The organism is Acinetobacter sp. 24-47-64 (assembly GCF_057737055.1).
Genome location: NZ_CM173215.1, coordinates 1005152 through 1017319, shown reverse-complemented (window position 1 = coordinate 1017319; position 12168 = coordinate 1005152). Strand labels below are relative to the sequence as shown.

Here is a 12168-nt window from a genome sequence, read left to right as displayed (position 1 = left end):
ATTTAGCCTTTAAATTCAATATTGTTTTATTTTCATACGAACACACCATTTTTTTAATTTTTTTGCTGAAATGCGTTTGACACCCCCCTATTTTCACCCTATTATACGCCCACCTCTGAAACGTCCCTATCGTCTAGAGGCCTAGGACATCGCCCTTTCACGGCGGTAACCGGGGTTCGAATCCCCGTAGGGACGCCAATTTTCAGAAGTAGATTTTATTAAGTCCCTATCGTCTAGAGGCCTAGGACATCGCCCTTTCACGGCGGTAACCGGGGTTCGAATCCCCGTAGGGACGCCATTAATTTCAATTGAAATAACATGGTTTAAAATATATTTCTGCACTGTCCCTATCGTCTAGAGGCCTAGGACATCGCCCTTTCACGGCGGTAACCGGGGTTCGAATCCCCGTAGGGACGCCATATTCGAGATGATACATCTCATAAAAAAGCCCAAGCATTTAAGACTTGGGCTTTTTTTATAACTTAGTCACCCTAAAAATCGAACACAAAATAAACAACATTATCATCTTTGCAGGTTATGGTGGTTTAAACCCTAAATAACGCTTGGAGAAGATGATGTTGGACAACACCGTACTTAATCCCCTAGCATCCCCATCACAATTAAATACAATTAGTCCTAAAACAAATAAAGACTGGGTTGAGTTTTTTTTAGACCCTAAAGTGAATCGTGAATGTAAAACAGAATATGCTGAAACCTATGTTCTTTCACTATTCGATCAACTCAATACGACTCATTTATCGTGGATTGATCAGGTAGACCAAGTTAGGCAACATATACAACACGAACATGATCAAACTTGTTCTAAATTTCAAAGTTATCTAGATCAACGAAAATCAGGCCTTGGGCGTGACTACTTTCCAACCATCTCTCATGCTTTAGAATTTTTATATAAAGTTGCTCCAGTTAAGTATGTAGATGGCTCATGGCTATATTCATCTCTTACGCACCCCTCTCTGTTTGAAAGCAAAGATCTAAGCTATATCTACTTAGAAGAACTTGGCTTGGGAGATGCTAAAGCAAATCATGTTTGCATGTATCAAAACTTACTGCGACATTTCGAGCTTGAACCATACATTAATTATTTAGATGATATTTATTTCGAACAAGCCGCTGTTCAACTTGCTCTCGCATATGTACCACATGATTTATTTCCAATAGTAATTGGATTTAACTTGGGTTATGAACAATTACCACTACACCTGTTAATTACCAATTATGAATTAGCAGAACTTGGAATTGATCCTCATTATTTTAATGTTCATATTACGATTGATAATGCACACAATGGACATGCTGAAAAATCAATACAGGCATTTATTGATCATTATCATCAAGCTCAAGATAAATCAAAATATCTTGAACTGGTGAAAATGGGCTTCCAAATGAATGATCTTGGCTTGAGCTCGACGAATATCATTCAAGAAATTGATCTGACTAAAAGCATTTATCAACTTCTGCAAAGAAAAGCAGTTGTCGGTCAACATATCCATAACCAAAAATGTCAATTCAGTGGCAAGTCTATTAATGAGTGGCTCGCTCAACCTCAATTAATATCTGAATTTGTTCAAATCTTAATTGATAAACAATGGATTATTAAAAACAGACCTGTCGAAGAAAGTCGTTTTTGGAAACTTATTCACGATAGTGATGGCAAAATGTTTGGTGTATTTAATGCAACTGAGAAAATGCTGATCAAAGACTGGATTCAAGGGGAATCATTAACTATTCGTTTAAAAAGAATGCCTCTAACAGGAGATCAAAACTGGCTCTCAAAATACAATAATCAACATGAACTTGAACAGATCAAACATCAATGTGATTCATTAGATCATACAAACGATAAACTAGCATTATTAATTCCATATCTCTCACCTTACTATCATCCACGAGCGATCGGATTATGGGCAACCCAAGAAGTTTCTAAGATACTTTTCCCTTTTCAAACGCTTGCGCTTTAGTTCTAAGTCGCAGCATAAAATAAGGAGCCATGAAGGCTCCTTATATATATTGATTCACACTATGCAGATTTTCTTGAATTAACTTTACCTTGAATGATAGCCTTCACATTTCCTTTTGCATAATTCAGAAAAACTTTTAAAGGTGAAAGTTTTGGATTAGGTTGATTACCCTCACCAATCGCTTTGAATTGTGCCGCATACCAAATAATTTCCATAATTGCCATTTTATCAATAAATGGAATCCCTGTTTTAATTGGTTTTACTGCATATCTAACATCGTGTCCTGCAATCAAACGATCAGTTAAATCCGTTTCTACAGCGAGCGGGCGTGCAATTCCAATAAAGTCACATGCACCACTTTCTAAAGCATCATTCATCCCTTTAACGGTTCTGAATCCACCTGTAACCATCAGTCTGCATTTTACTTCTTTACGTATTTTCTCTGCGAAATCTAAAAAGTAAGCCTCACGTGCAATGGTACTTGCTTTACGCTGTTCAGCTTTAGCACCTGCCATTGCGGGCGCTTCATACGTACCACCTGAAATTTCAATTAAATCGATACCTGCATCATCAATAGCTTTAAATACTTGAATCACTTCTTCTTCAGTAATTCCACCACGTTGAAAATCTGCGGAATTCAATTTCACTGAAACGATAAAATTCTCGGATGTTGCAGCTCGAACAGCTTTATAAATTTCTAATAAGAAACGCATACGATTTTCAATGCTTCCACCCCATTGATCATTACGCTTATTGGTCAGTGGCGATAGAAATTCACTGATTAAATATCCATGAGCACCGTGTAATTGAACACCTTCAAAGCCCGCTTTTTCGCAAATCGCTGCAGAGGTTGCAAATCTTTGGATTAGATCTAGGATTTCCTCATGCTCGAGAGCCCGTGGAGTAGCAAAGGTAGTAGCCAACATAGCACTAAATGGAACAGCAGACGGTGCAACAGTTTCTTTATTTAAGCCTTTAGGACACTGTCTGCCCGGATGAGACAATTGAACAAGCTGGACCATACCATAACGTTTACCTAGGTCAGCCCATGCCTTTAATTTAGGTAAATCTCGTTCATTTTCGACCACGACGACACCAGGCTCATTCTTCGCACGTAGATCAACCATCACATTTCCTGTGATTGAACACCCTAAACCACCTCTTGCCCAAGCTTCATACAAGCCTGTGTGCAAATGATTTGGTTCACCAGCAGCATTCGCTAGAGCTTCACTCATTGCGCCTTTAATAATGCGATTTTTGAAAGTTGTATTGCGAATTTGAATCGGCTCAGCAATTTTACTCATCTTGAAGTTCTCAATTTTGTGCTTATCTAAACCTAAAACCAATTAGGCGTGACTTCCCTGAATTTCAGTCTAGAATTGACAATCCTTCTTGTCAAATAACTTTTATAAACTACTTTGTATAAGATGTTGCGTATAAGCATGAATCGGTGCACGGAATAAACGTTCTGTCTCTTGAATTTCTATAACTTTTGCATCTTTCATCACCATAACTCGATGGCATAACGCTTTCACAATTTTCAGATCATGACTAATAAAGATGTAACTGATCCCTGTTCTCTGCTGTATATCTTGAAGTAATTTCACCAATTTTATTTGTGTATTGCGATCTAATGCAGATGTTGGCTCATCCAGAATGAGTAATTGAGGTTTCAGAATAAGTGCTCTGGCCAGCGATACTCTTTGTCGCTGTCCACCCGACATTTGATGAGGATAACGATCAAGAAATTCTTTTGTGAGATTAACCTCTTCAAGGACTTGAATCGCGAGATTTAATTTTTCACTCTTTCTCAATTTTTTTAATCTTAACCCTTCAGTTAATAATGACAAAACATCCATTCTTGGATTGAGACTCGAAAAAGGATCTTGAAAAACGATTTGAAAATCTTTTCGATGCGCTCTAAGTTGCTTGTCAGACAACTGATTGAGATTGATACGATTTAATTCAATGGTACCTGTTGACTCTATGAGTCGTGCAAGCGCGAGTGCAGCACTGGTCTTTCCAGATCCACTTTCACCTACAATACCAAGCGACTCTCCTTGTTTAAGCTGAAAACATAAATCTTCCACCGCTATAAATTGAGTTTTAAATACATTCAGAAAATTCAGCTTAGGTGGATACTGCACTCGAAGATGTTCAGTATTTAAAAGTTCTTTCGCCTGTTCACTGATAGGTGAAATCGAATCAAACTGCTGATTAAGGAGCATTCGAGTATATTCATGGCAAGGCTGCAGGAATATTTGAGAGAGATCACCCTGTTCAACTGTGACACCTTTAGACAAAACCAATACCTGATCAGCATATTGTTGCACCAACCTTAAATCATGACTAACCAAAACTAAGGCCAAATTTTTTTGATGCGCTTGGTCTTTAATTAAATTTAAAATTTGCTTCTGTAGTGATACATCAAGGGCTGTTGTTGGTTCATCTGCAATTAAAATTTCAGGTTCCGAAATCAGAGCTGTTGCGATCATCACCCTTTGACGCTGCCCACCAGACAACTGATGTGGATATCGCTTGAGGATGTCTGATGAGTTCCCCAACCCTACATCACAAAGCACTTCTTCTATTTTTTTTCGAATGTCTTTCTTCTTAAGCCCCTTCGACCATAATGGTTCTGAAATAATTTTTTCAACTGTATGTAATGGATTAAGCGCTGTCATTGGCTCTTGAAATATCATCGCGATCTTATTGCCACGTATTAAGCGCAACTGATCTTCGTGTTTTAGACGCAGATCTTCATTTTGAAATATGATTTCACCACTTAAGTCTAGAGCGCGATCTTGAAGACCTAGAAGACTTAGACAAGCTAAAGATTTTCCTGAACCACTTTCACCAACAATGGCTACTGTCTCACCCGCATTTAGCTTAAAAGACAAATCAGTTAAGATTTTTTGTTCATTCAACTGTATATTGAGCTTGTTGACTTCAAGTATTGGTTTAGCCTCTTGGATCAAATGCATCTCGAGCAGCCTCTCCAATATAAATAAGAATAGATAACACAACTGCTAGACTAAAAAATCCAGATAAAACCAACCACGGTGCTGATAGATTATTCTTACCCTGCAATAAAATTTCACCAATTGAAGCTGTATCAGGTGGCAAACCATAGCCCAGAAAATCTAATGCTGTAAGTGCGGTAATATTAGCGGTAAGAATGAAAGGAAGCTGTGAGAGTGACGAACTTATAGCATTGGGTAAAATATGTTTGATAATAATTTGACTATCTGTAGCACCGAGTGATCTCGCAGCTCGCACATAATCCAAATTTCTGGCTTTCAGAAACTCTGCACGAACAAGACCAACTAACGCAGTCCAACCAAACATCAGCATAATTAAAAACAGCCAATATACGCTTGGTGTAAACATGCTCACTAAGATCATCACAATAAATAACATTGGTAGACCACCCCACACCTCTAACAGCCTTTGACCGATCAGATCCAACCAACCGCCAAAGTAGCCTTGGACAGCACCAATGGTAATTCCTATGAATGCAGATCCAATAGTAAGTGCAATGCCGAACAGCAAAGAGATACGAATACCATATATTAATCTTGCCAAGACATCACGACCTTGATCATCTGTGCCTAACCAATTCACGGAGGTCGGTGGAGATGGTACAGCTTCTGCCAATTCATAATTAGGTGTTTGATATGAAAATGGGATGATAGGCCAAATCTGCCATCCATGCTCATTAATCAATTCTTGAACAGCTGGATCTTTATAATCAGACTCAGTCTCAAAGACACCACCGAATGTTGTTTCAGGATAAGGCTTAAAAATTGGGAAATAAATTTCTTCTTTATAATAAATAAGTATTGGTTTTTCGTTGGCAATAAACTCTGCCCCCAAGGATAAAATAAAGATCGCGATAAATAAAATGAAGCTGAAGTATCCGAGTCGATGTGACTTAAATTTTGAAACTCGTTGATCGAAAAGTGGAGACATTTTTATGCTCCTCGATGATCAAAATTAATTCTTGGATCAATCAATTGATATAGAACATCACTGAGTAATCTCAAAATTAGACCGACCAACGTAAAGATAAACAATGTTCCAAAAATCACGGGATAATCACGCTGCTGAATTGCCTCAAATCCAAGCAAACCCAAACCATCAAGATTAAATATAATTTCTACAAATAGATTACCAACAAAAAAAATTCCGATCAGTGCTTCAGGTAATCCTGCAATAACGATTAACATGGCGTTACGGAAAACATGATTGTATAAAACGCGTTGCTCGGTCAGACCTTTAGCACGAGCTGCCGTCACATATTGTTTATTTAACTCTTCCATAAAAGAGTATTTTGTTAGATATGTGAGGGTCGCAAATCCACCTAATATAATAGTAAGGACAGGCATTGTAAGATGCCAAAAATAATCTCTAACTTTATCAATGAAACTGAGTTCAGCAAAATTCTCAGAGACCAATCCTTGTAATGGGAACCATTGTAAATACGATCCCCCCGAAAAAATCATAATAAGTAGAATAGCAAATACAAAAGTTGGCACTGCATAACCTACCGCCAATATTAAGGAGGTCGTTTGATCAAACAGACTGCCATGTCTTTTCGCTTTGCTGATCCCTAGAGGAATGGCGATACTGTAGATCAGTAAGGTACTCCATAATCCAAGGGAGATCGTGACTGGCATTTTTTCCAAAATTAATGTTGTTACTGATTTATTTTTAAAAAAGCTCGTTCCAAAATCGAGTTGAAAATATCCTTTTAGCATTAGAAAAAAGCGCTCATGCACAGGGCGGTCAAATCCATATTGCGCTTTGATCTGCTCGACCATTTCAGGACTGAGTCCTCGTGTACCCTGATAATAACTCTGGACTTCATTGATATGAGATGTCGAACCAGACACAACACCAATGCCTTGAAATTGTTCAGCTCTCTGTATTGCCTGTTCTACAGGTCCACCAGGAGCAATTTGAACGACGGCGAAATTGATCAGCATTATCAAAAATAAGGTGGGAATGATCAGCAAAAGTCGTTTAAGTATATAAAGACCCATAAATTTAACCTTTAACGTGAGCCTTTACTTCGACCAAGATAAGCAGACACTTTGCGAGCTTGCTGTTGATCTACCCACCAATAATCTTCACCAACAGCGAGTTTGGGTTTAATCTGTGGTTGTTTATACATATTCCAATACGCATACCATTCACGATCATTTCCGTAAGTAAGTATCTGATAATATCCTGCACGTAATAAACGATCCAAGATACGTGTATTTAATATTAATTTTTCTCGATCGAGTGCATGAATAATACGTTGTATAATTTCATCTATAACGCTATTTTTCACACCAGAAAAATTATAATTTCCCTCTTCATCTGCAGCATGACTGCTCCAAAATTGCGCTTGCTCATTCCCAGGATTTAGTGATTGAGGCATCACCATCGTGGTTAAATCAAAATCATATTGACGCATCCGCTGTAAATATTGAGGCATATCGACTTGCCGAATCGAAACTTGAATACCCAATTTTTTTAAATTTCGAATATAAGGCATGAGCGTCCGTTGTAAGCCCTCTTGATGAAGAAGCAATTCTAATTGAATTGGTTTTCCATCACGCGCATGCAAACTACCATTTTTAAATGAATACCCCTGCTCAATTAAAATTTTCCGAGCAGTGAGTAAGCCTTTACGATTGTAACCTGTACCATCAGTGACGGGATATTTCCACGCTTTTAATACCCCTTCTCGTTGTAAAGGATGTAACCGAGATAAATAAGGTTTTAATATTGTTAATTCTTTTGGACTTGGTACTGACTTTGCTTCGAGCTCACTAAACTGAAAATGACTTTGTAAACGTTGATATTGTTGATAAAACAATGCTTTATTTTGCCATTCAAAGTCATAAGCATAGGTCATTGCTTGTCTAAAATAGATATCGTTTAGCGGTTTTTTTCGTGTGTTAAAAACGATACTTTGTGTCGGAGCAGGGTTTTGTAAAGCTACACTATATTTTTTAACCAATCCTGAGTTAAATGCTGGAAAGTTGTATTCCGTCTTCCATTTACGAGCAAATTTCTCTTGGTGAAATGTATATTGTCCAGCTTTAAATCCTTCAAATGCAATGTCCGAACTACGGTAATAAACATATTTAATTTGATCAAAATTATAACGACCGCGATTTACAAGTAAATCCTTAGCCCAATAATGGGGATTACGGTGATAGGTAATACTACGACCAGCATCAAGATTTTTAATTGTATATGGCCCTGATCCTAAAATGGGTTTGAGTGTTGCTCGACTAAAATCTTTAGATTGCCAATCTTTTTTAGAAAAAATTGGCATCTGTGAAAGTATTGCTGGCATTTCAGTATTTCTTTCTGATTTAAATACCATTTTTACGGCATGTTTAGACAGAACCTGAATTTTATCTAAATCAGACAAATACATCTGTAAACCGGGATTGGTTTTAGTTAAATACATTTCAAACGTGAATTTAACATCCTCAGCCAGTACAGGAGATCCATCACTAAATCGAGCACGTGGATTTAAATGAAAAATCACAAATTGTGTTCGGGTTGGATCAAACTGAATTTTCTCAGCCAAAAGTGGATAAAACACATTTGGTTCATCTAATGACTTGGAAAATAGCGTATCGAACAAGTAATTTGTACCTTCAACCCAACTTCCTTGCCCATTCATACCGTTTAGATTATCAAATGTCCCATCAGCCGCTTTCACCAACTTTCCACCCTTTGGTGCGTCTGGGTTGGCATATGGCATCGCATCTAAATTCAGATATTTCGGTTTTGACTGTAAAGCAATATAAGGCGTCGTTTGAAGATTTGCCCATGCACTGATATGAATGGGCAAGAAGAGGAAAATAAACTTTGCTTTTGACAAAGTTGATGAAATGCACATCTCGATATGAAATTCCTGATTGCTTAAGCAGACTTAAGAATGTGGAACTTTAATCGTAGCACCAATCTGTAAAGGTGTGTTTGGTTTCAAACCATTCATTTCTGCAAGCTGATCAATGTCTATACCAAATCGATTCGCAATTCTGTACAGGGAATCACCACTACGGACTTTATAATCTGTGACCACTTTAGGAACTTGAATAATTTGGCCTCTTTGCAATCCAGCACGTAGGTTTAACTTATTGAGATCTGCAAGTTCTTTTGCAGTCATGTCAAATCGTGTAGCAATAACATGAAGAGACTCGCCTGATTTGACAGCATAATCCTCGGTATCACGCGATTTTGATTGACGGACTGGTGTTTTTTCTGTACTTGCAGCCGTCTTTTCAACATCGCCACTTACTTTTAATTTTTGACCAATTTGAAGGACTGATCTCGCATTTAGATCATTCTGCGTAAGTAATGATTGAAGCGGCATATCATATTGTCGCGCAATACTTGCTAAGGTCTCTCCACTCTTCACAGTGTGAAACTCCACTTTCTCAGCAACCGAATTATTTCGTGTCGAACTCTGCTTAGTGGAAGCTTTATTTTCATCTTCTTTCAAATTCAGCTTTTGCCCAACTTGTAAACCAGCATTCGTTCGCAAGCCATTCATTTCTGCTAACCGTGCAACAGAAAGATTATATTTGCTTGCAATGGCATTCAGGCTATCGCCTGATTGAACAACATATTGCTCTGGTACTTTAGATCCCGCTGGTACTTTAATGGTTTGACCAACCATCAATCCTTTTTCAATATCCAAATTATTCAGTGTCGCCAACTCAACAACGGTTAACTTATGCGCATTTGCAATGTTGTACAACGTATCTCCTCGTTGTACGCGGTAAGTTTCAGTCTGAATTTCAGGTACAGTTTTAGCATTACTCGCGCGAGTTGTTGATGAAGCTGTAGCAGATTGCACTTCTTCTAAAGGAACATTAATTTTTTGACCCGCGTACAGGCTACTATCAGCTTTCAGTCCTGAGCTTAATGACGCTAACTCTTGAGTCGAAAGTCCATATCGATCAGCGATTAACTTTAAGTATTCGCCACGTTTGACCGTATAAGATTTCGTTTGAACCTTAGTTAGCGCTTGTTCAGTTTTGCTTGATTTAGATGCTTGAGACTGGGTTAAATTTAACTTCTGCCCAACCAGTAAATTACTATTGATAGTTAGACCATTCAATTCAGCCAGTTGTTGGACACTTAAATCAAACTGGTTTGCAACACTAGTCAGACTATCATTTGCTTTTACAATATAACTTGCTGGCTTTATATCCGTTTTCTGGGCAGATGCTACTGGTTTAGCATCGTACAGATATAGGGTCGCACCTACATATAAGGTTGCATTTGGATCTACTTGGTTCCATTTTGCAATATCTCTCCAACTTACGCCGTTTTTCATTGCAATAATTGCCAGCGTGTCACCAGGGAGTACCGTATACGTACTACGTTTACCCTTAGGTGGTTCTACAACCACTTCACTTTCAGTTTTCTTAAATGCCTTACCTTGATTAAGCTGGGCTTCCTCAGAAGTAGGCAATGTACTTTCTGCTACAGATTTAGGATAAGCAAAGCCAACTTTAACTTCTGAACCTTGTCCTGCTGCCACAGACTGACTTGTCTGAATCGCAGTTAATTTAATCTTGCCATCTAAAGGATCGACGATCTCAGTACCTTGAGGTGCAATGGCACTAATCTCTCTAACGACTTCCGCTTTTTCTGCTTCAGTGGCCTGTGGCTCAATGACCGAGGCAATAATTTGATCAGAACTCGTAGTTGTTGTGGTTTTTTCAGATGCAATTGAAGCTAAGATTCTGGCTTTTTCTTCAGCAGTGATTTCGGGTTCGACACGTACAGGTTTAACATTTTGCGCCGGTGTAACAGCAACAGGTATACGAGGTGCGCTTGGCACCACTGCCGAAGCAGCAAAAGCTGCCAATGCATCAGAACCAGAAGGAGTCCTACCCTTCGAAGTTGAAATTGTTGTAGAAACTGAAGCTGTTTGAGTATTATTAACTGGCTTCACTGTTTGAGTTGCCAATACGGAAGCATTTGAAGCTTTTGGTGTATTTACTGTCGTTGTAATTGTGGTTGCTGGCGTAGATGTAGAAACAGGGCTTGAAGCGCTCGCCCATAGACCTGTACTGCTTGGTTTGAGTGCTTTCAGTTTACGATCAATATTTGGATTTAAATCTGCTGGAATTAAAATTCGCTGTGGACTTTGAGGATCAATGATATCACCACGATGCCCTGGATTCAGTTGATAAAGTTCTGCACGACTTAAGCCTGTCAGAGAAGCAATTTCGTTTAAACTCGCACCTGCTGGAATTGGAACTTCTCTAAAGTGAGGACGATTCGCAATTGGTGGTAATCTGACGCCATACTTTTCAGGGGATTTGATAATCTGTGCAACCGCAAGGAAACGTGGAACATAGTTCATTGTCTCTTGAGGCAAACGTAATGACCAATAATCTGTAGGCAAGCCAGCAGCCTTATTACGGTTAATCGCTTGTTGAATACGTCCAGGACCAGCGTTATAAGCCGCTAAAGCTAATTCCCATGAACCGAATTGGTTATATAAACTTCCTAAAAACTCGTAGGCTGCACGTGTAGACTCAACTACATCACGACGTCCATCATACAAATTGGTCTGTCTTAATCCATAAATACGACCTGTACTTGGGATGAATTGCCACATCCCTGCAGCTGCCGCTGAACTCGTTGCAGCTGGATCATAGGAACTCTCAATGACGGGAAGTAAAGCAAGTTCAGTAGGTAATCCACGGCGCTCTGCTTCCTTTACAGTATGATAAAGATAACGAGAAGCTCGAGCGGATAAACGATCCAGATAAGGCTGACGCGTAATAAACCAACTTCTTTGAGCATCAATCCGTGGATCCCACTTTGTTTCATCCATTTTAAAACCAACGGTCATACGTTTCCAAACATCGCCGTGTTTTAAAATAAGTAAACGATCACCTTCAACTGCACGCATATCAGTTGCAGATAAAAGATCTTCAAGTGAATCTAAGCTACTGGCATCTAACATGCCGAGTTGATTCGACTTTTGCGTCTTTGCAGAAGTGGGACTCGCTGTACAGCCAGTCATTACGCCTAATCCGGTTACTGCGGAAGTAATTACTGAAATTTTAAATAAAAAAGTTGCAGATGGCTGCCACACTGCGGTGGTTGTTTTAGACATACAAATTCCGAAAGACGCATAGTAAATTTATTG

7 protein-coding genes and 3 tRNA genes are annotated in these 12168 nt (G+C 38.7%); 4 read left to right on the top strand and 6 right to left on the bottom strand.

All coding sequences use genetic code 11. The features are described 5' to 3' along the window. Positions 1-122: 122 nt before the first annotated feature. From AC1M85_RS04870 to AC1M85_RS04855, 4 genes are all read left to right on the top strand, one after another. Positions 123-198: transfer RNA gene (locus AC1M85_RS04870), tRNA-Glu, on the top strand. Positions 199-222: 24 nt separating this feature from the next. Continuing rightward, a tRNA-Glu gene (locus AC1M85_RS04865) sits at positions 223-298 on the top strand. Positions 299-343: 45 nt separating this feature from the next. Next, a tRNA-Glu gene (locus AC1M85_RS04860) sits at positions 344-419 on the top strand. Positions 420-575: 156 nt separating this feature from the next. After that, the gene (locus AC1M85_RS04855; protein ID WP_488213655.1) at positions 576-1979 is read left to right on the top strand and encodes an iron-containing redox enzyme family protein; all 1404 of its coding nucleotides are present in this window, start codon (positions 576-578) and stop codon (positions 1977-1979) included. Positions 1980-2038: 59 nt separating this feature from the next. Here the strand turns inward: AC1M85_RS04855 and AC1M85_RS04850 are convergent, their stop codons facing one another. From AC1M85_RS04850 to AC1M85_RS04825, 6 genes are all read right to left on the bottom strand, one after another. Continuing rightward, positions 2039-3283, bottom strand: coding sequence for an NADH:flavin oxidoreductase/NADH oxidase family protein (locus AC1M85_RS04850; RefSeq protein ID WP_481588950.1), 1245 nt, complete (start codon positions 3281-3283; stop codon positions 2039-2041). Between the two features lie 102 nt (positions 3284-3385). Next, positions 3386-4963, bottom strand: a complete 1578-nt coding sequence (locus AC1M85_RS04845) for a dipeptide ABC transporter ATP-binding protein (RefSeq protein WP_488213654.1) — start codon at positions 4961-4963, stop codon at positions 3386-3388. Next, complete coding sequence (locus AC1M85_RS04840; protein WP_488213653.1) at positions 4941-5951, bottom strand: ABC transporter permease; 1011 nt, start codon at positions 5949-5951, stop codon at positions 4941-4943. Before AC1M85_RS04840 ends, AC1M85_RS04845 begins: the two co-directional genes overlap by 23 nt. A gap of 2 nt (positions 5952-5953) precedes the next feature. Then, complete coding sequence (locus AC1M85_RS04835; RefSeq protein ID WP_488213652.1) at positions 5954-7024, bottom strand: microcin C ABC transporter permease YejB; 1071 nt, start codon at positions 7022-7024, stop codon at positions 5954-5956. An 11-nt stretch (positions 7025-7035) separates the two neighbouring features. After that, positions 7036-8889 (bottom strand): extracellular solute-binding protein, encoded by a 1854-nt coding sequence (locus AC1M85_RS04830; RefSeq protein ID WP_488213651.1) that lies wholly within the window; start codon positions 8887-8889, stop codon positions 7036-7038. A gap of 33 nt (positions 8890-8922) precedes the next feature. Beyond that, entirely contained in the window at positions 8923-12135 is a 3213-nt protein-coding gene (locus tag AC1M85_RS04825; RefSeq protein WP_488213650.1) for a LysM peptidoglycan-binding domain-containing protein, read from the bottom strand. Positions 12136-12168: the final 33 nt, after the last annotated feature.

Excerpts from the sequence above, each read along its gene's own strand:
- AC1M85_RS04835 (WP_488213652.1), bottom strand. The coding sequence starts at position 7,024 with ATGGGTCTTTATATACTTAAACGACTTTTGCTGATCATTCCCACCTTA.
- AC1M85_RS04855 (WP_488213655.1), top strand. The coding sequence starts at position 576 with ATGTTGGACAACACCGTACTTAATCCCCTAGCATCCCCATCACAATTA.
- AC1M85_RS04850 (WP_481588950.1), bottom strand. The coding sequence starts at position 3,283 with ATGAGTAAAATTGCTGAGCCGATTCAAATTCGCAATACAACTTTCAAA.
- AC1M85_RS04845 (WP_488213654.1), bottom strand. The coding sequence starts at position 4,963 with ATGCATTTGATCCAAGAGGCTAAACCAATACTTGAAGTCAACAAGCTC.
- AC1M85_RS04825 (WP_488213650.1), bottom strand. The coding sequence starts at position 12,135 with ATGTCTAAAACAACCACCGCAGTGTGGCAGCCATCTGCAACTTTTTTA.
- AC1M85_RS04840 (WP_488213653.1), bottom strand. The coding sequence starts at position 5,951 with ATGTCTCCACTTTTCGATCAACGAGTTTCAAAATTTAAGTCACATCGA.
- AC1M85_RS04830 (WP_488213651.1), bottom strand. The coding sequence starts at position 8,889 with ATGTGCATTTCATCAACTTTGTCAAAAGCAAAGTTTATTTTCCTCTTC.